The following is a 26,996-nucleotide window of genomic DNA, read 5'->3' as shown; positions in this document are numbered from 1 at the left end:
TATGAAATTCGACTTGCATACACATCATTTCCGCTGCGGGCATGCGGACGGAAATATCCGGGAATACATCGAGGCAGGGATCGCGAACGGGCTGGACGTCATCGGCATTTCCGATCATACCCCGTACTTCGGCAGAGAGGAAGATCAGGCCTTTCCCAATATCGCGATGGCGAAGAGCGACTTCGAGAATTATGTGAATGAAGTGCTGGAGCTGAAGCGGGAATATGAAGGACGCATCGACGTGCTGCTCGGCATCGAGTCCGACTATTTCCCTCCGCACGCCGAGACCTACCGCCAGATGCTGGACCGGTATCCGTTCGATTATATAATCGGATCCGTTCATTATACGAACGAGATCAGCATTTTCAATAAGAACCGGTGGAAAAAGCTGTCCGATGAAGAACGCATCGCCCAGAAGGTAACGTATTATGAGCTCATTCGCGATTCCGCCCGCTCCGGCATGTTCCAGATTCTCGGCCACATCGACGCGATGAAGGGGAACTATCCGGCCTTCTCGGATATCGCTGCTGCCGAGGCTATCGATGAGACGCTGTCCGTCATCGCCGATTGCGGCGTGGCGATCGAGATCAATACGTCCGGCAAGACGAAGCTGAGCGGCGGCTGGTATCCTTCCGACGAGATTCTGGAACGGGCCCTTCACTTCGGCGTCGATGTCACGTTCGGCTCCGATGCCCACAAGCCGTCCCGGGTCGGCGACGAATGGGAGCAAGTCCGGAAGCGGCTCCTCGAGATCGGCTTCACGTCCTGGGTCTACTACAAGCAGAAACAAAGACATGAAGTGCCGCTCGCGTAGAGCGGCTTTTTGGTCCTTCCGGCCGCTCCTGACAGCCAAGAGGCAAAAAAAAAGAGGACCTGAACATTCAGGTCCGACTCAAGGGATATATATTCATCAAAAGGGGGTCTTGTTATCAATATACCCTCTCAACATTAACCTCCGTTAACAGAAATATTACCGTTGTGTAACAAATGATGAAAATTTGATGATCGAATCGCTTTTCGTAGTCTGTGGCGGTCCAAATGAAACTCTCTCATTCATTGCTCCAGCGAAACTCCTTGGCCCAATCGAACGAGGCCGATTCCTCCAGGCCAGTGGGCGCACCAGTCCGGCACATGCGGAATTTCCACCCTGTCGAGGCTTGGAGTGTAAGGCTTCTCATCAAGGGCCGGGCTGCCTTCATATGCGTCAATATACGCAAGCTGAATGATGCCGTTCTCCTCGTCAATCGCTGTGACTCGGGCGGTAGACAGGGCAATGGGATTCGGTCTGGTCTTTTATCGCGACTTCGATTTTGGCGATATGCTCTAATTCCCGCCGAATCGCTGCATGTATTTCTTTCTTTTTATTCTCCAATTGCCCGATAATGAAGGAATCTTCCCAGTTGGCAAGGGCGCAAGCGATTTCAGCAACATTGAATTCCATATCTCGTAAAAGGATAATTTGCTGTATGACTGGGATTTGGTCGATGGAATAGAGCCGATAGCCTGTAAGCTCATCAACCCGGGCCGGCTTCAACAGGCCGACTTCATCATAATAGCGCAGCATTCGGATGGACACTTGCGTTGATTTTGAAAAGTCTCCGATTCGGAACATAGATATCACCGCTACACAGCATAGCATTCTATGGAAAAAGAGTCCATGACTTCTGCCGCCGCACGGCAAACAGGACAGTCCGTTACGGGCTGTCCTCATCGTCCGATCAGGCTCGCATGGCTGGATGCCGCGCTTCCGAGTCTATGCTTCTCCGCTTTGAAGCCCACGGTACACGCCGGTGCGCAGCTCCCGCACGTACGGCTGGAGGCCCGGGATATCCGCCTCTTGGGCAGCCCGGACAGCCCGTTCGATATCATAGGGCACCCGGTGAAAATGAATCGAAAATTCACTGGTCGTCACTTGCCCCAAGCTCCCTTGCAGCATAATATAGGACGCCTGGGTAATGTCAAGCGGATTGCCTACGCTGCCGCAGTTGACCAGCGTGCGGCCCTGAAGATGCTGCAAATAAGCATTATGAATATCCCCGTATATGACAACATCCGGCGATTGGCACGGATGAAGAGGCTCGTTGAGGGAGGAGGTGAATTCGAACATGCCGAGTCTTCTCTCTTCCGCATCCCACGGCTGTACCCGATGATAGACGCTCTGCGGGGACGCATGGACGAGACGGATATGCCGGCCGCTCATGATGAAGTCATGAGAGAACGGCAGCGCGGCCAGCATGCTCCGGCGCTTCTCGCCCAGCCGTTCGGCGTGCCAGCGGAATTGGATGTCCTCTTCCATCCGCAGGACAAGCTCATCCCAATTGCCGCGCACGATCACATCGCAATGCTCCCAGATGAGATCGACAGCCTCCGCCGGATTCGGGCCCTTCCCGACGACATCGCCAAGACAGTAGATCCGGTCGGCGCCTTGGCGCTCCACATCCTGCAGCACCGCTTCCAATGCCTGCAAATTACCATGTATATCTGAAATGATAGCGATGGATTGCATAATGTTATTGTCTCCTCTCTAGACTATGAATGTCGGTGTCTTGTTCTGTGTTATGCGCGGGCAATCCGAGATATGATACCCTTTCTCTTGTCAAAGTAAGCAGTGCCCATTTCCGAAGGGACCGAATAAGCGGATCGGCGGCAGCTTGGCCGACGCGCATTAGTCCGGATTGGGCAGCGAAGCTGGGCGAATGATATTCCCTTCCCGCATTCCATAGCCGTGCCGCAATCGCCAGGAAAAATAAGCGAAATAATATTGAATTCTGTACTTTTATTATGAATCAGCAAGAAGTTCAATGCAAACCGCAAAAAAATATGTTGTAATGAGGTCATGAAGCATTGCGATTGGGGAGAGGAGGCGTCATCCATGACAGATCCGGCTCTGTTGGAAATGCAAAAAACGTATTACCGTGAAGGGCGCACCCGTGACGTTAAGGAGCGGCGCGCAGCCCTTATCCGCCTTGCTGACCGCGTGCGCGGGATGGAGCAGGACATCACCGCCGCGCTTCGGCAGGATTTGGGGAAGAGCGCGTCGGAAGCGTACATGACCGAGATCGGCATCGTGCTGGAGGAAGCGCGGCTGGCTGCGCGGCGGGTCAGCCGCTGGGCGAAGCCGCGCCGTGCCAGGACGGCGCTCACCCATCTGGGAAGCCGCGGCATGATTGTGCCTGAGCCGTACGGCAGCGCGCTCATCATCGCCCCCTGGAACTATCCGTTCCAGTTGGCCCTCGCCCCGCTTATCGGCGCAATCGCCGCCGGCAACACGGCGGTGCTGAAGCCGTCAGAGCTGACGCCGCATACCGGCGCGGTGCTGGAACGTCTCGTCGGGGAGACGTTCGATCCGGGTCATGTCGCCGTCGTGCAGGGGGACGCCGAGACGGCCCAGCAGCTGTTGGCCTGGCCGTTCGATTATATTTTCTTCACCGGCAGCGTCCCGGTCGGCAAGCTCGTCATGGAGGCGGCGGCCTCCCGCCTGATTCCGATCACGCTGGAGCTTGGCGGCAAGAGCCCCTGCATCGTCCATCATGACGCTGATATGAAGCTTGCGGCCAGACGGATCGCCTTCGGCAAATGGACGAATGCCGGGCAGACCTGCGTCGCGCCGGATTACGTATATGTCCATCAATCCCGCCGCGATGAGCTAATCCGCGAGCTGGAGCGGACGATTAGCCAATTCTTCGGACCGCGGCCGCTTGACAGCGGCGAGTACGCATCTATCGTCAGCGAGCGGCACTGGGAACGGCTGCACAGCTTCCTGGACAACGGCCGCATCGCCTTCGGCGGCGAATCCGACCGGGAGCGGCTGCGCTTGGCTCCGACCGTCATGACGGAAGCGGACTGGTCGTCACCCGTCATGCAGGAGGAGATATTCGGGCCGATACTGCCCATTCTCACTTACGAGTCGTACGAGGAAGCCGAGCACGCGATCCTTGAGCGGCCGAAGCCGCTCGCGCTCTATCTGTTCACGGCCGATCGGGCCTTGCAGCAGCGCGTCGTCCGGCAGCTTCCGTTTGGCGGCGGCTGCATCAATGATACGCTCATGCACCTGGCTACGCCTTATCTTCCGTTCGGCGGGGTGGGCGAGAGCGGAATCGGCAGCTATCACGGCGTTCACAGCTTCAATACGTTCAGCCATCGGAAGAGCGTCCTCTATCAGACGACCGCGTTTGATTTCTCCTTCCGCTATCCCGGTGCCGCCCGGAGGCTGGATATCATCAAGCGGCTGTTCCGCTAGCCGTCCGCGGCAGCGGCCTGCCCGCCCTGCCCTTCCCGATGCCGATACTGTGGACTCGGCCGGGAGGGCAGTGACCTGTAAGCCCTGCCCTTCTCGATGCGATACGGCGGATTCGGGAGGCAGCGACCTGCAAGCCCTGCCCTTCTCGATGCCGATACGGCGGATTCGGGGGAGGCAGCGACCTGCAAGCCCTGCCCTTCTCGATGCCGATACTGGTGGACTCGCGCGAGGGCAGCGGGCTTACCTCATGATTCAGACAGGCTAGCCCTCCTCCAGCCCCTCAGCATACCTCTGTCGTATGACAACGCCCGTGGTGAAGCCGCCAATGCTCATAACGCTCGAACAACCGTTCATCTTCAAGTAAGTGCCGACAAAATGTCCGAATGCTTCGCGTCCACGCTTCCCCGCGATCTCGCGGCATGACTGCCGGACCGAGGCCGAATTGCTCCTCCATATATCGCTCCAATTGCGCAGCCATGCCGTCCGGCTCGGGACGCTTGGCGTACAGCAGCGTAATATGCAGGGACAAGCTGTCGTACTCGTCAGACGGCGCGCCCAGTGACAGCAGGCCGATAGGATCCCACAGATCGACCGCTTCCTTAATGTGCGGGTAGAACAACCGGGAGCACGCCATAGCGTCGCTTTCGCAGTTCGTAAATGATTCACGCAATGAGAATCCCTCCTCTATCCTGTCTGTTCCAGACTCAAGGTGATGCCAGAGGTGCCGCAAAGGTGCTGCTTATATTTACCATTACTATAAAGGAAATTGTTGTCTACGGAAATATGAAATTCACGAATTTGTCAAATTTATTACTGCTGCCAGTAGCACATTGCTCCGGGCAGCTTGCGTTCCCCAGGCCAATGCTGCAAAAATACAGCATTCCCGGTGAAGCTCTATTTTGAAAAAGAGATTCCTGCAAAAAGGCATCAATTTTGTGCTTTTAAGCTTGGATTTGAGATTGGACGGGGTAAAAGATGCAGATTTGCAGCAATTTCATCGGAAACAGTATCCAAACAAGAGAAATACTGTAGATTTGCAGGATTCAACCGTTCTTGCCTCACCGATTAGCATCTTGCCCGTCGGTTAGCGGATTGACAGCATCGTACTCTCTCCATATCGCGTTGACAGCATGTCTATGTCATGGCGCGCAGTTCACGTTGGCAGCCTATCACAGTCACGCATACCGAGGGACAAAATAAAAAGAGCGCCCCGTTCCCGGGACGCCCGTGGCCTGACGCAGCCTTGGTTACATTTTGAACCAGCGCTTGAACATCAGTTTGGTCGTGTCTTTATTCATTTCCGCGATGGATGTGGTCAATGGAATCTCCTTCGGACAGGAGCGGACGCAGTTCTGCGAGTTGCCGCAGCCTTCAATGCCGCCATCGTCTAACAGCGCTTCCAAGCGCTCATCCTTGTTCATCTCGCCCGTCGGATGCGCGTTGAACAGACGGACTTGCGATAGCGGCGCCGGTCCGATGAAGCTTGTCTTGTCATTCACGTTCGGGCAAGCTTCGAGACATACGCCGCAGGTCATGCACTTGGACAGCTCATACGCCCACTGGCGCTTCGTCTCCGCCATGCGCGGCCCCGGTCCCAGATCATATGTGCCGTCAATCGGAATCCAGGCCTTGACGCGCTTGAGCGCATTGAACATCCGCTCCCGGTTGATGACCAGATCGCGCACGATCGGGAACGTCTTCATCGGAGCCAGGCGAATCGGCTGCTCCAGCTTGTCGATCAAGGCCGAGCAGGCTTGGCGCGGCTTGCCGTTGATGACCATCGAGCAGGCGCCGCACACTTCTTCCAGACAGTTCGACTCCCAACAGACCGGGGCCGTCTCTTTGCCCGACGCGTTGACAGGATTCCGCTGAATCTCCATCAGGGCGCTGATGACGTTCATGTTCGGGCGATACGGAATTTCGAACTCTTCGGTATAAGGAGCTGCATCAGGCGAATCCTGACGCGTCACAATGAACTTAATTTTCTTGGATGATGCCACTGCTTCCGCCATCGTTATTCTCCTTTCTTTTTACTTTTTTTATCCGTCGTATAATCGCGCTTCCGCGGTTGAATGAGGGATACGTCTATCTCGTCGTAACTGATCTCCGGCCCTTCCGGCGTCCAGGCGGCAATCGTCGTCTTGAGGAAGTCCTCGTCGTTCCGATCCGGGTAGTCCGGCTTGTAATGAGCGCCGCGGCTCTCGTTGCGAAGCAGGGCACTCTTCGTCATCGCTTCGGCCAGCTCGAGCATGTTCCACAGCTGGCGGGTGAAGCTGGCGGCCTGGTTGTTCCAGCGCGCCGTATCCGACATATTGATGCTCGCATAACGCTGCTTCAGCTCTTTGATCTTCACGACGGTCTCTTCCAGCTTCGAATTGTAGCGGACGACCGTCATATTGTTCGTCATCCATTCGCCCAGCTCTTTATGGAGAACATAGGCATTCTCGCTGCCGTCCATCTTGAGCAGATTATCGTACCGATCCGCTCTCAGCTTGACTTCGCGGTCGAATACGCTGGAGGAGATATCCTCAACGGACTTATCCAGTCCTCGAATATATTCCACGGCCTTCGGCCCCGCGACCATGCCGCCGAAAATGGCCGACAGGAGGGAATTGGCGCCGAGACGGTTCGCCCCGTGATACTGGTATTCGCATTCCCCTGCGGCGAACAGGCCCTTGATATTCGTCATCTGGTTGTAGTCGACCCACATGCCGCCCATCGAATAGTGGACACCCGGGAAGATCTTCATCGGAATCTTGCGCGGGTCGTCCCCCATGAACTTCTCGTAAATCTCGATTATGCCGCCGAGCTTGACGTCAAGCTCCTTCGGATCCTTGTGCGACAGATCGAGGTAGACCATGTTCTCGCCGTTGACGCCGAGCTTCAAATCGACGCAGACATGGAAAATTTCCCGAGTCGCGATATCACGCGGCACGAGGTTCCCGTATGCCGGATACTTTTCCTCGAGGAAATACCATGGCTTGCCGTCCTTGTAGGTCCAGATCCGTCCGCCTTCGCCGCGCGCGGACTCGGACATGAGACGAAGCTTGTCATCTCCCGGAATGGCCGTCGGGTGAATCTGAATGAATTCCCCGTTCGCATAGCGGACCCCCTGCTGGTAGACAGCGCTGGCTGCCGTCCCTGTGTTGATAACCGAGTTCGTCGTCTTGCCGAAAATAATGCCGGGACCGCCGGTCGCGAGAATGACCGCATCGGCCGCGAACGACTTGACTTCCATCGAGCGGAGATCCTGCGCCGTGATGCCGCGGCACACTTCATCCTCGTCGATAACGGCCGACAGGAATTCCCAATGCTCATACTTGGTGACGAGACCAGCGGCTTCCCAACGGCGCACCTGCTCGTCAAGCGCATACAACAGCTGCTGGCCGGTCGTTGCACCGGCGAACGCTGTCCGGTGATACTGCGTGCCGCCGAAGCGGCGGAAATCAAGCAGCCCTTCCGGCGTGCGGCTGAACATGACGCCCATCCGGTCCATCAAATGGATGATGCCCGGCGCCGCTTCGCACATTGCCTTGACCGGAGGTTGGTTCGCGAGGAAGTCCCCGCCGTATACCGTATCGTCAAAATGCTCCCATGGCGAGTCGCCTTCCCCCTTCGTGTTGACCGCCCCGTTGATTCCGCCCTGAGCGCATACGGAGTGGGACCGCTTGACGGGAACCAGAGAGAACAGGTCAACGTGCACGCCTGCCTCCGCTGCTTTTACGACAGCCATCAGACCGGCGAGACCGCCGCCGACGACGATGATTTTCTGCTTAGCCATTATGCGTCCTCCCCCTTAACCAATAACCGATTTGACTGTATCCATCATAACGGAAGCCGCCTGGAACTCTTCTCCGCGGAAGCCGAACAGCGACAATACGAACAAGACGGACATGATCACGAACAAGCCCATGCAAATCTTGGCCGACACCTTCTGCGCGCGCGGGCCAATCGTGATTCCCCAGCTGACGAGGAAGGCCCACAGTCCGTTCGTGAAATGATACGATGCCGCGATGACCGCGATCGTATAGACGGCGAACATGAGCGGCTGCGATACGATACCGTTCATATGAGTGCCCAGCTCTTCATGCGTCACATTGCCGAGTGTAATCTGGAAGCGCGTCTCGAACACATGCCAGGTGACGAAAATAAACGTGATGACCCCCGTAATCCGCTGCCATAGAAATGCCACGTTGCGCCCGTAGTTGAAGTTCCCTACGTTGTTCTTCGCGGTATAGGCGATATAGAGACCATACACTCCGTGATACAGAAGCGGAAGCCAGATGCCGAACATCTCGAGAAAGAAAATGAGCGGCAGGTCATTCAACATCTTGACGCTGCTCTGAAACGCTTCCTTCCCGCCGTCAAATGCCGCGAAGTTGGTCAGCATATGCTCCACAAGAAAGAAGCCGAGCGGGATAACCCCGAGAAGCGAATGCAACTTCCGCGAGTAAAAATAACCTCGTTTCATAAGCGTGCCGTTTCCCCTTTCCATGTACGTACCAGTAGATTTTGGTAATTGAAACAACCCTCATTTTACCCGTGCCTGTCGAAAGCGTCAACATTTTGTCATTTTTGCGAAATCGGAGGCGATCCACATTATGACATACGGGTGAATCTCTTGAGGGATGCCGATGTAACCGCTCTCCATACTTGTGACTAAGTTGTGACACTTCTCATGTTACCTCTTTTTCTCTTATAATGGTATTGCAATGTTTTTATAATTTTAATAACTTTTACGCATATCAAAGTCATTTATCTGAAATGGCAACCTTTTAGTACATGGCAAAAGGAGGAAGCGCAGTGCTCGATTTGCTGGAATCATTCGCTACCGTCGTTGAATTATCAACCTTGAATCAGGCATCCAAGCGGCTCAACCTGTCCCAGCCCGCCCTCTCCCGCCAAATCGCGAAGCTGGAGAGCGAACTCGGCGTCGATCTGTTCATCCGGAACGGCAAGCGGCTGGAGCTGACCCGGGTCGGACAGATTACGTATGAGTTCGCGCTCGACATCCGCAACCGGCAGCTTGATTTCTTGAAGTCGATCGCGGATTACAAGATCGAAGGCCATGCGTCCGTCACGATCGGGGCGAGCTTGACGACGCTGCAGACGACGCTGCCGCTGTTTGTTTCTTTATTTGTAGAAAAATATCCGGAAGCGCAATTGAAAACCGTAACCGGCAAGACGCACGAGATCATTTCCTTCATCCGGGATCAAAAGGTTGATGTCGGCTTGGTCGCCGACGCGATCCGCGATCCGAGCCTCGTCTGTCTTCCCCTGTTCTCCGATCATTTGGAACTGGTCATGCCGCGGGAGCATGAGCTGGCCTCCGGCGATCAGGGTTCGATTGCCCGGCTGAACGGTCTCCCGATGCTGCTGTTCTCTAAAGGCACCTGGTACCGCAAGCTGATCGACGACCTGTTCCGGCGCCACCATATCGTTCCCGACATCCGGATGGAGATCGACTCCTTCGAAGCGATCGTCCGCCTGCTGTCTCCCTGCCATGCTGCGGCGCTGCTCCCCAAATCGTACTTGCGCTCCGAATGGCTGGACGACAACGGGCTCGTCGCCATCCATCTGAAGGAGCTGGTGCAGACGGAGCGGATCACGTCGCTTGTCTATGCGAAGCAAGCCGCCCTCAGTCTGACCGCAAGACGGTTCATCGAAGAGACGGCCCGGGCCGCCTCCGGATGGAATGCGCAATCGAAGCAGGAATAGGAGAGGATGCGTCGAATCTAATACTGTTACATATACAGAGACACGAGACCCGATATGTTCATGCATGATGGGGGAAATCTAGGAGGTAGAGAAGATGAAAGTATGCAATCGATGCGGCGAACCGCTGCAAGAGCACGAAGTACATACGTGCCGGGTGCATGAGGGACGCCCAGCAGATGAAACCCAGGCGTCCTCTCCGGATCGGTGGGAGACTGCCGCCGCGGCGGAGCAGCCGTTTCCCGTTCGTCATACGCAGGAACCCGTGCAGCCGACGGATCCAGGTTATGGCTCGCCGAAGACATCCAGGCCGAATATCGACATGGCACGCGTTGTCCGCCTCATGAAGGAGCCTCAGGCGGCAAGCTATATGACGACGGGAGCCGATTATTGGTACGGCGTGATCGGCGCTGCCGCGTCTGCGATCGGATTTGCGCTCTTCGGCTATCTGTTCATTGACCAATTCGCGAAGTTTCTGTTCGGCCCCCTGCCGATCGGACTTGGCAACACGGCTCCGCCGTTTTCATATTTTCTGCAGCTGATGCTGCTCCATCTCGTCGCCTTGGCCGCCCTCTTCGGCTCGCTCTACTTCGTGAACCGCTGGAAAGGCGGTCGGAAGCTCGACGCCAAGACCTTTTTCGTCCAGTTAGCGGCGATGCAGATGCCTTACGGACCTATCTATGCGGTCGCCGGAATCATCTCGCTGCTGTCATTCTATTTATTGGCGCTCTCCATCGCCGGCCTCGCCTGGCTCGTATCGGTCATGATGACCATCTATGAGTCGCTGGAGCAAGCCCAAGTGTCGCGGAATAACCGCTTCGTGTATGTGCTGGCCAGCCTAAGCGGCTATTTCCTGCTCTTACTGATTATGGCCAAAATTCTGTTCTAATCCCGCCCTGCATGCATGCAGCAAAGCCCTCCGCCGGAATGGCCTGGAGGGCTTTATTGCATCTACCTGCGCTTCCCGATCTGATCCTCGAATTGATCGATCTGGGCATTCGTTCCGATGACGACCATGACATCATCGTCCTGGAGGACATCCTCGGCCGATGGAGCGATAATCACGCCGTTCGGCTTATGCAGCGCCACGATGCTGCAGCCGTACCGGGCTCTCGGGTTGACATCCTTGAGCATCTTGCCGCGCAAATTGCCGGGAACACTCAGCTCCGCAATCGTATAGTCCTTGGACAATTCGATATAATCCAGAAGGTTCGGCGATACCAGTTGGTGGGCCACACGGATCCCCATATCCCTTTCCGGATAGATGACCCGATCGACGCCAATCCGCTCCAACACGCGCCCGTGCAGCTCGGACACGGCTTTGGCGACCACTTTTCTGACCCCAAGCTCCTTCATCTGGATACTGACGAGAACGCTCGTCTGCAGATCATTCCCGATAGCGACAATGGCGCAATCGAAATTCCGGATGCCGAGCGAACGAAGAACATCCTCATCCGCCGCATCGGCAACGACGGCATGCGTCAAGACGTTGTTCATCTCCGAGACAACCTCTTCATCCTTATCGATTCCCAGCACCTGATGGCCGAGCTCGACCAGCTCCTGCGCCAGACTCGAACCGAATCTGCCCATCCCCACGACTGCAAATTGCTGTAACTCCATGTTCGTATTGCTCCTTCGCCCATTACTCTTCTTCTATATGGTAATCCCGGAATGCCGGCCTTTTATCCGATCGTAATTTTTCCTTCCGGGTGCTTGAATAGCTCACGTTCGCTTTTTGGGCCTAAGGCATAGGCCAGCGTAATCGGACCCAGCCGCCCCGCGAACATCATCAGGCAGATCAATAATTTGCCGACTACGGTCAAATCGGTCGTCAGGCCCGCCGTTAGTCCGACGGTCCCGAACGCCGAAGTCGTCTCGAACAATATCATCAAAAATGGATGATCCTCGGTCGTGGACAATACCATCGTTACCCCGATCACCATGAACAAGGCCATCAATGTTATCGTGACCGCCTTAAATATCCGGTCTTTGCCCAGCCGATGACGGAAGATTACGATGTCCTCCTTCCCCCGAATCATCGTGATGACGGCGCCGATAAGAATGGCGAACGTCGTCGTCTTGATTCCGCCGCCCGTCGAGCCAGGAGAGGCGCCGATGAACATCAGCACGACCATGAAGAACTGCGTTGCTTGCCGCATCGTGCCGATATCGACCGTATTCGCTCCGGCTGTACGCGGGCTGACCGATTGGAAGAATGCCGCCCACATCTTCTGCCAGCCGTTCAGACTGCCCAGCGTCGCCGGGTTCGTGAATTCGAAGACGAAAATGACGATGGCGCCCAATACGATGAGCAAGCCCGTCATCGTCAGCACGACCTTGGAATGGAGCGCCAGTCTGCGGGTGCGCCGGTATTCCGCTACATCGGACAGGACGATAAAGCCGAGTCCGCCCAGCACGATCAGCAGCATCGAGACGGTATTCACGATCGGGTCGCCGACATACCGGGTCAGGCTGCTGAACGGTCCCGATACGGAGCCGAACAGATCGAAGCCGGCGTTATTGAAAAACGATATCGCGTGAAATATGCCAAAGTACAATGCCTTGCCGAACGGCAGGTCAAATGACCAGCGCAGCGTGAACAGGACCGCCGCTGCACCTTCGATGCTGAAGGCGTACAGCAGCACCTTGCGAATCAGGCGAACGATGCCCTCCATGCTGCCTTGATTCAGCGCTTCCTGCAAAATGAGACGTTCTTTTAACGAAATACGCTTGCGGAAGGCAAGCGCGAACAGCGTCCCCATCGTCATGAAGCCAAGTCCGCCGACCTGAATCAGCGTAATAATGACGATCTGCCCGAACAAGGTGAAATGCGTGCCCGTATCCACCACAACAAGCCCCGTTACGCAAGTTGCCGACGTGGCTGTGAACAGCGCATCGATGAAAGGGAGAGGCTGGCCATCTGAATTGGCTATCGGAAGCATCAGCAGCAGCGCCCCGATGAGAATAATCGTCCCGAACCCCGTCACCAGAATTCGCGGCGGGGTGAGCTTCCACCGGGATGCTTTTTTAATTGATTTCAACGAAATCACCTCATTTTCAGCACGAAAAAAAGCACTGGAACTCCAATGCTAACGCTGGTATCCTGACGTTCAATGCCTACGAGGTTAGCTGACGGATTCGGGCGCGTCCAGGCCGCCCTATTTGCCAAGATCCATAATGCGGATCGGCGCAAAATTCACCCCAATGATCGGGTCCCCCGCTTTCGTAATTCACGAAATTCGGCCGTATTCAATTCATAACGAGATTATATACGTTTCATGACAGGGGCACAAAGTCGATGCAGGCACAAAATAAACAAAAAATATAGGAAAAAGACTTTAAATAGCGCTTACATCCTATCCTAATCTCTCACTGTGTCTTTCGCGCTTTCTATTTCAGCGTGTAGCTGGTTTATTCCATAATTTTCATGCCTGGACTTTACGCCAATGGAGTGGATACAATAATGAAAAGCACCGGAATCGATAACGGAGGTAGCTCTATGCCTGTGTTCCATCATGTAACGAAACGTTTATGGCTGGCTTCGATCATTGGATTTATAGTGTTTGTGCTCCTGCAGATAGTTATTCCCTCGCTTCAGGAAGCGAACCGGACCGGGCCAGAGCAGGAGCGAACGCTTCTTACGAAGCGGCAGGCTGCCGAGCGGGCGGTTGAATTTGTGAAGCGCGAGCCGAGGAGAAGCCGCATCATGCTGTCGGAACAGGAGCCGACGGTCGTCTACCAGACCGACAGACTAATGTCGGGATATATGAACCGGGAGAGGCTGGCCGCCAGCTATGCTCCATGGGACAGCCAGGCCCCGATAGATATTTATCAAGTCCTGCTCGGTGTCACGACACCCGATGGGAACGACATTTTGAAGGTTGATGTACATATGACAAGCGGCAGCATCGTGGGGTATGAATTAGCCGCCATTCCAGAGAGTCCACAATCGGAGGCCCCCGCGCTCGCCGTTGAGAAGGCGCGGCCAATTGCCGACCGCGAGCTGAACGCGCTCGGCTGGGACGTATCCAAGCTGGAACTGCAGGATGATCATTTGTCTAAGGCGGATGAACTGCGTTACTCCGTCAAGCAGGGCGAGATCGGGGCTGCCCGGCTCGAACTAGTCGTTCGCATGCGCTTAGATCGCGTCGTGGCGCTGCATCCCGTCTGGAGCATTCCGTCCGATTACAAGGACATTGATGTGAAGCAGACCGAGACCGCCGGTTCCCTCTATCGTATCGGCTACCGGTGGATGTCGATGGGACTCAGTATGCTTGCGCTGTGGGCTTGCATTTATTACCGGCGGCGGATCCGCTTCGGCTCAGGCACCTTAATCGCTCTGTCGCTCCTGTCATGCGCCATCTCCATGCTCCATATGTGGAATATGATGCCCGGCTTGGTCGTCCTGCAGTTCGGAGTGCCCCGTACGGAGCTGAATCTGAATGTGGCCCTCGTGCTGCAAGGGGCCATTACGGTTACGCAAGGGCTGTTCCTTTATTTTTCGCTGGTGTCGGGCTCTTATTTCTGGAGACAGTCAGGACGAAGCGAGCTGCTGCCGACATGGCGCGATCGGTCATTCGGCACGGTCTTGACCGGGTCATTCCGCCTCGGAACGCTGTATGCGGGCGTACTGCTCGGGGTACAGAGCGTCATCTTCCTGACGCTGGAGACCGGCTTCGGCGCCTGGTCGGCCACCGATGCCTCCATGTCTCCGCTCAATCTGACCGCGCCAGCCCTCTATCCGCTCCTCGCCTGGATGGCGGCGATTTCAGAGGAAGGCGTATTCCGCTGGTTCGGGACCGGCCTGCTGAACCGCTGGATTCGGAACCCTTGGGCAGCCGGGGTCATTCCGACCTTGATCTGGGCCTTCGGCCATGTGACTTATCCGATTTACCCGTACTATTCGCGACCGGTGGAGCTGCTCATAATCGGCCTCCTGTTCCTCGCCATTATGCTGCGCCATGGCTTCTGGACGGCCATGTTCGCCCATCTCATGCTCGACAACGTGCTGATGAGCATCTCTTATCTGCTGGAGGGCACAGCGTCCGGCCTCGGACTTGGCGTATTCTATCTGGCGCTGCCGATGTTGATCGTGTACAGCGTGAGGTATCTCCATCGGTATAGCGCAAGGCTGCCATGAAAAAAGACGTGCGCGGGTTGACCCTGCCAAGCGGCGGTTAACCCGTACACGTCTTATTTATAACAGGCGTCGCGGGACAAGCCCAGCAATGCTGTTTTTCTTTATTTACGATTTCAATTTTACATTTTTGAACGCTTCGGCTTGCTGGCGGATGCCAACCTCGGCCGCGAACCGCTCGATGCTGGAAGCGCCGAAAAATCCGTCGATGCCCGTCGTATGCTCGAAAATATAGCGGGCATCCTCCGGCTCCGCAATCGGACCGCCGTGGCAGATGACCAAAATATCCGGATTCACCGCACGGCCTGCGTCAGCGATGGCTTGGACTTTCTTGGCGCAATCGTCAAGCGAGAGAGCAGTCTTCGCGCCAATCGTCCCTTTGGTCGTCAAGCCCATATGCGCAACCAAAATATCCGCGCCTGCCTTGGCCATCTTCATCGCCTGCTCCTCGTCGAACACATACGGCGTCGTAAGCAGATCAAGCTCATGAGCCTTGCGAATCATGTCCACTTCCAAATCATAGCCCATGCCCGTCTCTTCCAGATTCGCCCGGAAGACGCCGTCGATCAGGCCCACGGTCGGGAAGTTCTGCACGCCTGCGAAGCCTTGCTCCTTCAACTGCTTCAGGAACACATCCATGATGCGGAACGGGTCTGTACCGCATACTCCCGCCAGCACCGGAGCGCGCTTCACGACCGGCAGTACTTCCGCCCCCATATCGACGACGATTTGGTTGGCGTCCCCGTAAGGCATCAATCCCGCGAGAGAGCCCCGGCCGGCCATTCTATATCTTCCCGAGTTGTAAATGATAATCAAATCAACTCCGCCCGCTTCGCCGCTCTTGGCGGAAATCCCCGTTCCTGCTCCGGCGCCCAAGATCATGTCGCCATTGGCTACTTGCGCTTTCAGTTGACTGATGATTTCCTGTCGAGTTTGTTTCATTTTGCATCCTCCTCTTGTGTGCGCTTCCGCATCAGTTCGACTAACTTCCGGGCTGCGGCCAGTGCAAAGCTCTTGTCATTGATGTCCGAATCGAGTTCGATGAGTTCTATGGCATTGCGGTCGATTTCCTGTCTCAGCGTATCGAACAAGGCCTGATCCTCTTCCGGCCCGTAGAATGGCTGTCCTTCCACATCCAGCCCGGATACGCCCTTCAATGGCAGCATGAGCGCAGTCGGAGCAGTCGCCTCGTTCAATTTCCCGGCGATAATTTTGCCCAGCTCTATATTTTCCTCCACGGTCGTTCTCATCAACGTGACGGTCGGATTGTGCTTGTAGAACGTTCGATTCGCGAACTTCTCGGGCACCGTATCGAACGGGCCGAAGTTGACCATGTCCAGCGCTCCTGTCGATACCACTTGAGGCACACGCCCCCGCACGGCCGCCTCAAGCCGGTTCGGTCCGGCATTGAGCACGCCGCCGACCAGCTCGTCGCACCATTCCGTGGTCGTGATATCCAGCACGCCATCGAAGAATCCGGATTCGATCAACCGTTCCATCGTCTTGCCGCCGGCGCCCGTGGCATGGAACACGACCACTTCATAGCCTTGTTCCTCCAGATACTCGCGTGCTTGATTGACGCAAGGCGTCGTCAGCCCGAACATCGTCGCCGCGATGAGCGGCTTTTTCTCCACAGCATGCTCCACCTCGAACTTCAGCATACCGGCTATCGCCATGGCCGCGTTCGTAAATATTTTGGTCGAAATCGAGTTCAGTCCCGACACGTCGACGATAGATGGATACATCATAATATCGCTCGTCCCGACATATTGCGAGACATTTCCGGAAGCGACGGTCGACACCATAATCTTCGGCACGCCGATTGGGAGCGCTCTCATTCCGGGCGTAACGATCGATGTGCCGCCGCTGCCGCCGAAGGAGAGGATTCCATCGAATTTACCTTCCGCGTACAGTCTCGGAATCAGCTTTTCCATGCCCTTCGCGAGTACTTCCGTGGCTAGCGATCGGTCCCGTTTGGAGGCGATTTCACGAATATCCGCTCCAGCTTCCCTGGCTACTTCCTCATTCGAGACATCCGGGACGAACATCGGCTCGAACACTCCGCTATGGATCGTAAGCGTATTCAGACCAAGACCTTGAAGCATATCTCTGACAAAAGCAAACTCGGTTCCTTTGGAATCAAACGTTCCGACTATCGCGACTGTTTTCACTGGCATAACCTCCTCGGTAAAGTGGAAGTACTCAGTATTGCTGAACTTGCTTACAATTCAAGTATAGGTCTTTCACCTGGGCAATTCATGTGAATTTGTATGGCTTTTATGTGTTTTTGTACTGATGTCGATATTCTCGCGGGGACAGCCCCGTCAGTTTTTTGAATGTTTTGCTGAAATGGGCGTAGTCATTATATCCGGCCAGCGCCGACACCTCGGACAGGTCAATATGGCTCTGCTTCATGAATTCCTTGGCCTTGTTGATTCGAAATCTCGTCAAGTATTCGGGAAACGTGCAGCCTACTTCTTTTTTGAACAAGTAGCTTAAATGTGTTCGCGAAATATGGGCTACCAATGCGAGCTCGGCAAACGAAATCTCATTCATGTAATTCGCGGCTACATACTCCTTCACGAACTGCACATGATCATAATGCTTGGCCACGCCCTCTAGCATATGGCGAAGGAGCTTGTCCTGCTCGGTCAGCCCCGCCTCCTTGAACTCGCTGGCCGCCTGCGTAATCGCCGCTTCGGAAGGAATTCTCTCGAAGGACGAGCCGCCCAAATAGCCTACAGCTCCGGTATTGTCATACATATACTCCACGTCGGAAGGAGTGTTGACTGGCCCGCCGTAGACCATCTTCATGACACCGGTATTGACTTCATCGCAAGCGTTAAAAATATCTCTTGCCATCTCCGCCGCGGCTTTGAGCGACAATACTTTTTTCGCGCCAAGAACGCCGCCCTTCGTAAAGCCCAAATGCGCGCACACGATATCCGCTCCGGCAGCAGCCATACGCCGCGCCTGATCTTCTTCGAACACGAATGCGATCGTAAACAAGCCTTTGGCATGCGCTAACCGGATCGCCTCGATTTCAATGTCGAAGCAAGTCCCTTCTTCCTTCAAAGCCTCACCAAAAAGACCGCCCATTAATCCGACGGTCGGATAGTTATTTATGCCAGAAAAGCCCTGTTCCCGAATCGATTCAATATATTGCTCCAACTCAATGGTCGGATCCGTCGCGCACAGCCCAAAGATAACGGGAACGTCTCTGACGATAGGGATAATCTCCCTCGTTCCGAATTCCATCACCAGATCGTTGCTGTTCGAAAAGGGAAGCAGCCCGCCCAGCGAGCTCAGCCCCATCTGCCGGAACCGGCCTGAATTCAAGGCTAAAATGAAATCCGCTCCGCCCTTAACCGCATACTTGGCGGTGATGCCCGCGCCGGCCGCTACGCCAATAATATGCCCGTTCGCCTGGATCTGCGCTTGCAGCTTCGTTCTTATCGTTCCGCGGTCGAAATACACGACAACACACCCTTTACCGGCTCGATGCTTATTTCTTGACCAACATCATAACATTCCCCGGATGACTGGTCTATAAACCAGCGCGACGGCTGCCGGCAGTTCGGTAAAACAGCCCGCATCTCCGCCTTCCTGTGTCTTCCCCAAGGCCAAGTTGATCTCTTGTTAACATCCTTATAGACATTCTCCCCTTCGCTCAGTTTCCGTCCCGGGGGGTTGTCCTTGCCGTTCCTTTCGCGCACTCTCCCCTCTCCTCAGGAACGTTTCCCGCTAGCCTTCATGCGGCCATCCCTTTGGGCACGCTCCCATCTCGTCAGGGACGTGTGCCAGCTTCGATTCTGAGCGACGGGGAGATTGCTTAATAAGGTGCTCCGAACCCCTGCCTAGAGGGGCCGAGCCGCCGCCCGGTTCTAGGGCCAAGCGTAAGTCCAGTACGTCAACCGAAACCGCCGGAACCCGCTCGAAAAAAGAAGCCTTGCAGTAACGGCCTGCAAAGCTTCCAGCTTGTTTCCTTTTATTCATCATTGTTCACGTCATTATCCACATCGGCAGCCTCCATGTCCGGGGCATCCGGCTCCGCTGCCTGCGGTTCCTTCTCTCGCCGGAGCGAGGCCAAGATCGTATTCGCCAGCTTCTCGCCAATCCCGATTTCCCGGAAATCCTCGACCGATGCTTCCCTGATTTTCTTCAAGGAGCCGAAGTGCTTGAGCAGCAGCTTCCGCCGCTTCTCGCCAATGCCCGGAATGGAATCGAGGGCAGACGTCACCATCGATTTGGCCCGCCGTTCGCGGTGGAACGAGATCGCGAAGCGGTGAACCTCATCCTGAATGCGCTGCAGCAGGTAGAACTCCTGGCTGTCCCGCGCAAGCGGCACGATGGCGGGCGGGAATCCGGCCATCAGCTGCGCCGTCTTATGCTTGTTGTCCTTGACCAGACCGCATACCGGGATGTCAAGGCCGAGTTCATTCTCGAGCACATCCAGCGCCGCCGACATCTGACCCCGGCCGCCGTCCACGATAATGAGATCCGGCATATCCAGCTGTTCCTTCAACACCCGTTCATAGCGGCGGCGGATGACTTCGCGCATCGTCTCGTAATCATCCGGGCCGACGACGGTACGCACTTTGTATTTCCGGTATTCCTTCTTATCCGGCTTGCCGTCCGTGAAGACGACCATCGCGGAGACCGGGTCGGCCCCCTGAATATTGGAGTTATCGAAGGCTTCAATCCGGCGCAGCGAACCGATCCCGAGCGCATCCCCGAGCCGTTGGGCAGCCCGCTGCGTCCGCTCCTCGCTTCGCTCGACCAGCTTGAACTTCTCGTCCAAAGCGACCCGCGCATTTTCCATCGCCATCGATACCATCTGCTTCTTCAGCCCGCGCTTCGGCAGGATGACCTTCACCTTCAGCCATTGCTGGAGCGCTTCTGTCGTCGCCAAGCTCTCTTCGGCATGTGGAACGGCGTCCAGCCCCTCCCGATTAGCCCCGCCATCCACGTCTTCCACGTCAACCAAGTCTTCCGCGTCTGCCGTCAGCGCAGCCAGTCCATCCGGATCCGGGAGAAGAATCTCCTTCGGCACCGCCGGATTCTCGCTGTAATATTGCGTCACGAAGGACATGAAGTCGGCATAGGGCTCCCCATAGAACGGAAATTGCGTCGTATGGCGCTCGATCATTTTTCCTTGACGGATATAAAGAATCTGCACGCACATCCAGCCTTTGTCCACCGCGAACCCGAACACATCCCGATCGACCTGATCGGATGTATTGATGTTCTGCTTCTCCATAATCGACGCGATCGCCATCAGCTGATCGCGATATTCCTTGGCCCGCTCGAATTGCAGCTCCTCGGCCGCCTCCTCCATCTTCCGCTGCAGCTCACGTTTAATCTCTTCATGTCCGCCGCTGAGAAATTTGGAGATCTCCTGCACCATGTTTTCGTATTCGGACTCAGTCACCTCGTACTCGCAGGGGGCCAAGCACTGGCCGATATGATAGTACAAGCAGACCCGATCCGGCATCGTGGAGCATTTGCGCAGCGGATAGAGGCGGTCGAGCAGCTTCTTCGTCTGTTGGGCAGCGAAGCCGTTCGGATAAGGGCCGAAATATTTCGCCTTATCCTTCAGCACCCGGCGCGTCACCTCAAGCCGCGGGTGGCGTTCATTCGTTATTTTGATATAAGGAAACGTCTTGTCATCCTTCAGCAGCACATTGTAACGCGGGTGATGCTTCTTAATAAGATTGCATTCCAATATGAGGGCTTCCATATTGCTGCCGGTGACGATATATTCGAAATCGCGGATTTCCGCTACAAGTCGTTGGGTTTTGCCGTCATGGCTGCCCGAGAAATAGGAGCGGACACGGTTCTTAAGCACCTTGGCCTTGCCGACATAAATAATTGTGCCCTCTCTGTTCTTCATCAAATAGCAGCCTGGCGCATCGGGCAGCAAGGCGAGCTTGTGGTGAATCTGCTCCAGCGCCTGGGCGCGTTCAGCCAATGCTTCGGCATCCAGCTCGTCTTCCTGTTCCGGGGCATAGCGTTCATTCCAGCGGGCCTTCCACCGCTCTGCGCGCCAGTTCGGGCGGTTCTTGTCCGAGTCGCTCACGCGAGCTCCCTCCTTACCATCATTGTTCCTGCCTCGGCACCCTGCACGAAAGCTCATGGCATTCGTTGTAGATGCATGACTCTTCTATTTTATCAAAAAAGAGGGCGCTGCGCTTCTGCTCAACGCAAAGAAGCCTTCCTGAGCCAGGAAGGCTTCTCTTCTATTGCATACTCATCCGCACGGATGCTTATTGATGCTTGCCAATCAAGCCTTTGAGCGCATCCTTGGAGTTCAGGCCGACCACTTTGTCCACTGGCTGACCGTCCTTGAACACGATGATCGTCGGAATGCTCATTACGCCGAAGCGGGAAGCGGATTCCGGATTCTCATCCACGTTCACCTTCGCGATCGTTGCTTGACCGCTTACTTCTCCGTCCAATTCTTCAAGAATCGGAGCCAATCTCTTGCAAGGGCCGCACCAAGGCGCCCAAAAGTCGACCAATACGACGCCCTGCTGACCTTCTACCTCGGTCTTGAACGACTGGTCGGACACATTTACGATAGCCATGTTAGAGAACCTCCTTTATCGTGAAAAACAGAATATCTGAGTCAACAAGTAAAGTATACCACAAGTCGGACTTTTATGTGAAATCGGAGCAGGATGCATTTTGTTAGGAATTTGTCACACGATAACAAGGCCCGGACTTTACAGTTCCGCCGCCGTTCGATATACTAGAGGCGTTAAAATGGGTTTTACTACCTGTCCATGTTGTGATCTGAATCATTGCAACGTGACGGACAAATGGGAGGACGCGCTAATGGAAGCCAATACGATGGATCCTCGCGAACATGTCAACGAAGAACCGAGAAATGATTTTTCAGACGTGTTGTTCGGGTTCAACGCCATGTTCGGGTTTATGTTCGTCGTCTTCTTCGGCATGGTGATCGTGAAGTTCATTATGTCGTAACATCCAATCGCCATACGCCGTTCCGCAGGCAGGCCCGGATAGCTTCCGCCTGCCGGGAACAGCGTCAAGCGGAAGCGCCCGAACCTTTCAATCCGTTCCTGCGCGAGCCATACGCGAGCCATTATGAAGATAAAGCATGCATCGCTGCATGCTTTTTTTACTGCTATCGAAGCCTTTCCGGAACCCGCACCAGGCGGATGGACGAAGATGAATGGTTATCTTTAACGTTGGACCGCAATGCGGGAGGCGGCGGCCAAGCTGATAACGATGAACAACAACTGGGCAGTTAAGGCCAGCATGATGCCCGCAAAGATTCCCCAATCAAGCGAATCGCTGATGGCGATAAGCGCTCCGCCAATGCCTACGCTTAATCCGGGCCCGAACGCATCGACGAATTGGAGCTGAGACGATACCTCGCCTTCCTGGCCGGGCTCTGCATGCTGCAGCGCAATGGCTCCTGTTGTCGGGTTGGCCAGCCCGATGCCGAATCCGGTGCATATTTGGGACAAAATCGCCAAAGCAATAGTGCCCCCAGGCAGCCCGATGACCGCCATGACGCAAATGACGCCGATGACCATCATGGCGACTCCGATCACCGCTCTCTTCTTCCTGCCCTTGCCGGCATCCCGTTCGTCAAGCTTGGATTGCAGCCAAGCCGCCGTGGACCAGCTCAACGCTCCGGCGGCCACAATCAAGCCAGCAATGTCCGCGGACAGACCTTTCACTTGGATCAGGGCCAAGACGACGTAACTCTCCGTAGCGACATAAACGGCGACGTAGAACCCTCTGGATACAATGGTGGCAGGCAGGCCTTTGCGAAGGAGGAAGGACCCGGAAGGGAGCAGCTTCCGCAAAGGGGGCACCACTAGAACAAGGCCCGCCACCGTCAACGCGATGCCGCTCCATTCGGATATCGAGCCTGAGCCGGTCAGCAGCAGCCCCGTGCCCAGCGTCAAAATGATGGCATAGATTTCCTTATGATGGCGTTGTCCGGATGATGTGCGCCCGGTCTGCTGCATGTGCCGGAAGGAAGGAATCGTCAAAATCACGGCCAGCACAACGAATGGGAGTACAAACCAAAATACAAATCTCCATGAGGCAAGCTCGGCGATGACTCCTGCCAGATAAGGGCCGATTAGTGCAGGAAGGATATAGGCGCCGGAAAAAGCCGCAAGGATTTTGGTCCGGAGCGCATCCGGATAGCGCAGCGTGATGCTGTAATACACGCAAGTGATGCTGGCGCCCGCGCCAAAGCCTTGAAGCGCTCTCCCGGCAATGAGCATATACATATTGACCGCTGATGCCGCGACGACAATGCCGATAACAAAAATGATGATGGCCGCCATAAAGGAGCGAGTGACTCCCCTCCTGTCAATCTGCTGCCCCATAATCATCGTGCCGATAATTTGGGACAACAGAAAGGCGCTAAATATCCATCCATATAAATGAATACCCTCTAAATGCTGCGCCAATTTGGGAGCAATGGTCGTGATGGCCAGCCCTTCAAACGCCATCGTCGTCACGATCAAAACGATGCCGATGGTTAATGCCCGGTAAGGAGCATCGAGGATCCCTGCCTTTTGCGATTCCGTTTCCACCTGTGTACCCGACATACTTGTCACATCCTTAATTGTTATAGCAAGTAATTTTTCAAAAAAATAACTGAGTCTCCCGCTCAATTGAAAATAACAGCCCCACCTCCATCCATATATTTGTTGTGATGATAATGGTCATGGCAACTATTTGTCCATAAAACGAAGGACCTCGCCCAGACAAGCAAGCTACAGATCCTTGACATTGTTGTACATCACCGCAAGTGTTCTTCTGAAGTTGTCTACTTCTTCTTCGGTTAAGCCGGCTATCGTTTTTTTATAGGCTTCAATCGAAGGTTCCATAATCTCATCCTTGATTTCCCGTCCTTTGGAGGTTAAGTAGACGCGCAAAGCTCTTCTGTCCGTCTCATGGGTGACGCGATGGATAAAACCCTTTGTCTCCAGCTTGAACAACATTCGCGCAATGTTCGTCTGATCCTTGTACAAGCGCTCGGCAAGCTCCTTTTGCGTGATGCCCTCCTGCTCCCACAGCACGACAAGAATCTCCCATTGATCGACGGTGAGGCCGAACGGGCTGACTACTTTTTGATAATAATTGCTCAATTTCAAATCTGCACGGCTCACGATGACGCCAATATATTTTTCTAATTCCAAAGCGGGCCTCCATTATTGATGTGACGATAGTTGCTATGACCATTATAGTTTCGGCCTTCTCATCCTGTCAATGCGGCATAAAAAAAGACACGCTTATCACGTGTCTTACGTTCCCCGTTTGTTGCGCCCATTCACATGGACAATGTCCGTGAACGGCTTAATCCGGTCCATCAGCCGCTCTGCCTTATAAATATCTTCCCCGTCGCGCGTATAGCTGAAATGCTTCAGCAGCGAGTTGGTGTCATAATTCGACGTATAGAAGGTCGGCTTCCGGTTCATCCGGTAGTTCAAAATCGAGCCGAGCACATGATCGCGCACCCAGGCCGACATATTCTCCGCTCCGATATCGTCAAATACGAGCAAATCTGTCTCCTTCATCAGCTCGATCGTCTCCCGCAGCTTCTGCGGCTCCTGGAACATCGATTTGAGCTCCTCGACGAATTCTGGCATGTAGACGATGACCCCGGTATAACCGGCGCGGGCCAGTTCGTACAGCACATAGCTCATCAGGAAGGTCTTCCCGGTCCCGAACGGGCCGACCAGGTACAATCCGTGCGGCGTCAGCCCAGATTCCTTCGCCTGCATCACATATTCCATCACTTTTTTGACAGCAGGCACCCGCTCCATGTCGATCTCCAGCATCTCCCGGGCGGAATATCCCTGCTTAAGGGCCGTCTCATCCACGTAAAAAGAACGGACGCGGTTGTGGATCGACTGCTGGCGCTCATGCGCAAGCGACTTCTGGCACGGGACCTTGCGGTCATAGATGAACGCCTGTCCGTTGACCGTCTCGGCGCTCAGCCGGGTATAATGCCCATGGAAATCGTTCGGGCACTGATCCAGGCCCGGGCATTGGCTGCAATGCCCCGCTTCCTTCACGTACTGGTACAATTTGTTCATATTCATGCGAAGGCTACGCTCGTCCAGCTCGGGGTAGGAGCTGCGGAATTCGGCGACGAGCGGATGGTTCATCAGCTCGGCCATCTTCTGCTCCGCTTGCGCGCGCCGGCTGCCAAGCGGCAGCTGCTTCAACAGTTCGCCTATCGATTCCATGCGGGAGCCCTCCTTATCTTCTGTCTTCGATATTCATCGTGTGGGGAGCCTGCAAGCACGCCTGCCGGCCTTAGGCTTGTCCGTCCAATCTGCGGGCGAGCGCCCGTGCGGCGTCGATCTCCTCCTGCGACAGCGACGAAGGCGCCTCCTCCGAGCGGGTCACGATCGGAATCGCCGGTTTTGCCGCTTTTCCGTAACGGCTGCGCGTCCGCTGCGAAGCGGCCTTCCCGCCCGAACGGGCCGCGCCTGCCTCCTGCAGCTGCGACTGCTGGCGGATATACATTACCGCTTGCTCATAAGTGTTGACCTGCTTCACCAGCATATTGGACACAATCGCTTCGACGAAGTTGCGGTTCAACCGCTGCTCGGCCCCTTGTACGAGCATGGTCATCAAATAATGAATGAGTACGTTAATGACTTCATCCGGCAGCTTATAATTGAGATCCATCTTGGTGAACATATCCAAAAAAGAGTCCGGCACTGCTCCCGGGAAAAACCGCTCCAGCAGTTGGGTGTACGGTGTATTGCGAAGCATCATATTGTATTGATGAATATCGCATTTGCCGCTGAACTGCGGCGGCACGTCAACATAGAACTCCATCTCGACCGCGACTTCCTCTTGCGGGGCCGCGGTCTCCTCCCCGAGATGGCCGATGCGCTGCTGCTCCCGCTCCTGCCATTCCCCGCGGCGCTTGTTCTGACGGAAGTGCATATGCGCCCGGTGCTGCAGCTCATCGATGACGATGCGGCCGTTCTCGGCAAAGATGCCGTCTTCATCGAGAAGCCGGACCGTCTCCTGCAGCGTTAGCCCGAACTTGCGGACGACATAATTGATGACGCCAAGCCCTTCCTGGTCATAGCGCAGCCGTTCGACGAAGCTGCGGTTCACCGACTGCTTCGGGAAGCGGATAATAATGTCGGCATAGTTCAAGGCCGGCGCCTCTGCTTCCTCGGTCACCGCCGGAGGGCGGACCGACGCCCGGCTCGGCGCCACTTCATCCAGCGCCTGCTCCAGCTCGACGTCAATCACCTGCGTGTTCAGGCGGAACAGTTCATAGAACGGGATCGAAATATTTTCGCGCTCCGCCTCCTTCACCGTCTCATCGAAGGGCTCGCCCGTACTGAATTGCTCCCTCAGATTCAGCACGGCGTACTTGCCGACGAAGTCGCGCAGCAGCAGGGTCAGATGCTGCGTCCGGAAAAACTCATGCGGCGATAGCGGAGGCTGAAGCTCATATTCGTACATATGCTCCTCCATGTCCGGAAGGAGCATCCGCGACGTCTGCAGCAATCCGACCGCCTCCAGCTTCGAGGTCTGTTCGATAAAGTAGGTGCGCCCCTTCTCGCTCGGCTCCAGCCCAAGCAGCAGGAACAGGCGGCGCTGGGCATCGATTCCCGAGTAGCCGACGCGGTCCGCAGGCGCATGCTGATACAATAAATGATATAGCCCAATCGCGAATGCTCCGACCATCGGCTGATAGACGTGGGACAGCATCTTCCGATCCAGCTCGCTGAGGCTGAATTCCCGGTAAGCCACATACCGATGGTGTTCTGTAAAATGATGCATGTTGGACATTCGCATGACACTCTCTCCTTTTCATCCGTGCACGTCACGTTCACCTATTGTAACATACTTGGGGACGAACCGTCCGGGGAA

The 26,996-nt window shown here is 55.3% G+C and carries 24 protein-coding genes and 1 riboswitch; of the genes, 6 read left to right on the top strand and 18 right to left on the bottom strand.

Annotated features, from left to right (window positions below; translation table 11 throughout):
• Position 1: 1 nt before the first annotated feature.
• Positions 2-814 carry a histidinol-phosphatase gene (locus FLT43_RS23615; protein ID WP_087440775.1) on the top strand — a complete coding sequence of 271 codons (813 nt, stop codon included), beginning with the start codon at positions 2-4 and terminating at the stop codon, positions 812-814.
• Positions 815-1,053: 239 nt separating this feature from the next.
• Here the strand turns inward: FLT43_RS23615 and FLT43_RS23610 are convergent, their stop codons facing one another.
• From FLT43_RS23610 to FLT43_RS23600, 3 genes are all read right to left on the bottom strand, one after another.
• Complete coding sequence (locus FLT43_RS23610; RefSeq protein ID WP_304363578.1) at positions 1,054-1,245, bottom strand: hypothetical protein; 192 nt, start codon at positions 1,243-1,245, stop codon at positions 1,054-1,056.
• The gene (locus FLT43_RS23605) at positions 1,241-1,612 is read right to left on the bottom strand and encodes a MerR family transcriptional regulator (protein WP_174818136.1); all 372 of its coding nucleotides are present in this window, start codon (positions 1,610-1,612) and stop codon (positions 1,241-1,243) included. Before FLT43_RS23605 ends, FLT43_RS23610 begins: the two co-directional genes overlap by 5 nt.
• Positions 1,613-1,753: 141 nt before the next feature.
• Positions 1,754-2,506 carry a metallophosphoesterase family protein gene (locus tag FLT43_RS23600; protein ID WP_006676031.1) on the bottom strand — a complete coding sequence of 251 codons (753 nt, stop codon included), beginning with the start codon at positions 2,504-2,506 and terminating at the stop codon, positions 1,754-1,756.
• Positions 2,507-2,872: 366 nt separating this feature from the next.
• Here FLT43_RS23600 and FLT43_RS23595 point away from each other — a divergent pair, with 366 nt between their 5' ends.
• Positions 2,873-4,240, top strand: a complete 1,368-nt coding sequence (locus tag FLT43_RS23595) for an aldehyde dehydrogenase (protein WP_087440776.1) — start codon at positions 2,873-2,875, stop codon at positions 4,238-4,240.
• A 280-nt stretch (positions 4,241-4,520) separates the two neighbouring features.
• Here the strand turns inward: FLT43_RS23595 and FLT43_RS23590 are convergent, their stop codons facing one another.
• From FLT43_RS23590 to FLT43_RS23575, 4 genes are all read right to left on the bottom strand, one after another.
• The gene (locus FLT43_RS23590; RefSeq protein ID WP_087440777.1) at positions 4,521-4,910 is read right to left on the bottom strand and encodes a hypothetical protein; all 390 of its coding nucleotides are present in this window, start codon (positions 4,908-4,910) and stop codon (positions 4,521-4,523) included.
• 577 nt (positions 4,911-5,487) lie between these two features.
• Positions 5,488-6,252: a succinate dehydrogenase iron-sulfur subunit gene (gene sdhB, locus FLT43_RS23585; protein WP_087440779.1), complete on the bottom strand. Its 765-nt coding sequence runs from the start codon at positions 6,250-6,252 to the stop codon at positions 5,488-5,490.
• Positions 6,253-6,254: 2 nt separating this feature from the next.
• Positions 6,255-8,021: a succinate dehydrogenase flavoprotein subunit gene (gene sdhA, locus FLT43_RS23580; RefSeq protein WP_087440780.1), complete on the bottom strand. Its 1,767-nt coding sequence runs from the start codon at positions 8,019-8,021 to the stop codon at positions 6,255-6,257.
• 15 nt (positions 8,022-8,036) lie between these two features.
• A complete protein-coding gene (locus FLT43_RS23575; RefSeq protein WP_087440781.1) occupies positions 8,037-8,711 on the bottom strand; it encodes a succinate dehydrogenase cytochrome b558 subunit in 675 nt (224 codons plus the stop codon).
• Between the two features lie 332 nt (positions 8,712-9,043).
• Between FLT43_RS23575 and FLT43_RS23570 the strand changes: the two genes are divergently transcribed.
• Together FLT43_RS23570 and FLT43_RS23565 are read left to right on the top strand one after the other, a co-directional pair.
• Positions 9,044-9,958 (top strand): LysR family transcriptional regulator, encoded by a 915-nt coding sequence (locus FLT43_RS23570; protein ID WP_087440782.1) that lies wholly within the window; start codon positions 9,044-9,046, stop codon positions 9,956-9,958.
• A gap of 94 nt (positions 9,959-10,052) precedes the next feature.
• Entirely contained in the window at positions 10,053-10,844 is a 792-nt protein-coding gene (locus FLT43_RS23565; RefSeq protein WP_087440783.1) for a hypothetical protein, read from the top strand.
• A 62-nt stretch (positions 10,845-10,906) separates the two neighbouring features.
• On the opposite strand, the gene FLT43_RS23560 is transcribed toward FLT43_RS23565, so the two are convergent.
• Complete coding sequence (locus FLT43_RS23560; protein WP_087440784.1) at positions 10,907-11,575, bottom strand: potassium channel family protein; 669 nt, start codon at positions 11,573-11,575, stop codon at positions 10,907-10,909.
• A 62-nt stretch (positions 11,576-11,637) separates the two neighbouring features.
• A complete protein-coding gene (locus FLT43_RS23555; protein WP_244194045.1) occupies positions 11,638-12,996 on the bottom strand; it encodes a TrkH family potassium uptake protein in 1,359 nt (452 codons plus the stop codon).
• A gap of 58 nt (positions 12,997-13,054) precedes the next feature.
• Positions 13,055-13,210, bottom strand: a riboswitch (cyclic di-AMP (ydaO/yuaA leader).
• 244 nt (positions 13,211-13,454) lie between these two features.
• Here FLT43_RS23555 and FLT43_RS23550 point away from each other — a divergent pair.
• A complete protein-coding gene (locus tag FLT43_RS23550; RefSeq protein ID WP_087440785.1) occupies positions 13,455-15,095 on the top strand; it encodes a CPBP family intramembrane glutamic endopeptidase in 1,641 nt (546 codons plus the stop codon).
• Positions 15,096-15,200: 105 nt separating this feature from the next.
• On the opposite strand, the gene FLT43_RS23545 is transcribed toward FLT43_RS23550, so the two are convergent.
• The 5 genes from FLT43_RS23545 to trxA form a co-directional block, all read right to left on the bottom strand.
• A complete protein-coding gene (locus tag FLT43_RS23545; RefSeq protein ID WP_087440786.1) occupies positions 15,201-16,034 on the bottom strand; it encodes a phosphoenolpyruvate hydrolase family protein in 834 nt (277 codons plus the stop codon).
• A complete protein-coding gene (locus FLT43_RS23540) occupies positions 16,031-17,263 on the bottom strand; it encodes a Tm-1-like ATP-binding domain-containing protein (RefSeq protein WP_087440787.1) in 1,233 nt (410 codons plus the stop codon). The genes FLT43_RS23545 and FLT43_RS23540 overlap by 4 nt, the downstream gene beginning before the upstream one ends.
• A 106-nt stretch (positions 17,264-17,369) precedes the next feature.
• Positions 17,370-18,569, bottom strand: a complete 1,200-nt coding sequence (locus FLT43_RS23535) for a phosphoenolpyruvate hydrolase family protein (protein ID WP_087440788.1) — start codon at positions 18,567-18,569, stop codon at positions 17,370-17,372.
• A 511-nt stretch (positions 18,570-19,080) separates the two neighbouring features.
• Complete coding sequence (gene uvrC, locus FLT43_RS23530) at positions 19,081-21,171, bottom strand: excinuclease ABC subunit UvrC (RefSeq protein WP_087440789.1); 2,091 nt, start codon at positions 21,169-21,171, stop codon at positions 19,081-19,083.
• A gap of 187 nt (positions 21,172-21,358) precedes the next feature.
• A complete protein-coding gene (trxA, locus tag FLT43_RS23525; protein ID WP_006676046.1) occupies positions 21,359-21,679 on the bottom strand; it encodes a thioredoxin in 321 nt (106 codons plus the stop codon).
• Positions 21,680-21,929: 250 nt separating this feature from the next.
• Between trxA and FLT43_RS23520 the strand changes: the two genes are divergently transcribed.
• Positions 21,930-22,079 (top strand): YqzM family protein, encoded by a 150-nt coding sequence (locus FLT43_RS23520; RefSeq protein ID WP_087440790.1) that lies wholly within the window; start codon positions 21,930-21,932, stop codon positions 22,077-22,079.
• 221 nt (positions 22,080-22,300) lie between these two features.
• On the opposite strand, the gene FLT43_RS23515 is transcribed toward FLT43_RS23520, so the two are convergent.
• From FLT43_RS23515 to FLT43_RS23500, 4 genes are all read right to left on the bottom strand, one after another.
• Positions 22,301-23,692 carry an MFS transporter gene (locus tag FLT43_RS23515; protein WP_087440791.1) on the bottom strand — a complete coding sequence of 464 codons (1,392 nt, stop codon included), beginning with the start codon at positions 23,690-23,692 and terminating at the stop codon, positions 22,301-22,303.
• Between the two features lie 168 nt (positions 23,693-23,860).
• Entirely contained in the window at positions 23,861-24,286 is a 426-nt protein-coding gene (locus tag FLT43_RS23510) for a MarR family winged helix-turn-helix transcriptional regulator (RefSeq protein ID WP_087440792.1), read from the bottom strand.
• A gap of 105 nt (positions 24,287-24,391) precedes the next feature.
• Positions 24,392-25,339 (bottom strand): primosomal protein DnaI, encoded by a 948-nt coding sequence (dnaI, locus tag FLT43_RS23505; RefSeq protein WP_087440793.1) that lies wholly within the window; start codon positions 25,337-25,339, stop codon positions 24,392-24,394.
• A 70-nt stretch (positions 25,340-25,409) separates the two neighbouring features.
• Positions 25,410-26,921 carry a DnaD domain protein gene (locus FLT43_RS23500; RefSeq protein ID WP_087440794.1) on the bottom strand — a complete coding sequence of 504 codons (1,512 nt, stop codon included), beginning with the start codon at positions 26,919-26,921 and terminating at the stop codon, positions 25,410-25,412.
• Positions 26,922-26,996 lie beyond the last annotated feature (75 nt).

It is taken from the genome of Paenibacillus thiaminolyticus (assembly GCF_007066085.1).
GTDB classification, from domain to species: domain Bacteria; phylum Bacillota; class Bacilli; order Paenibacillales; family Paenibacillaceae; genus Paenibacillus_B; species Paenibacillus_B thiaminolyticus.
The sequence above is the reverse complement of the archived record's forward strand: the minus strand, read 5'-3'. Positions and strand labels throughout refer to the sequence as shown.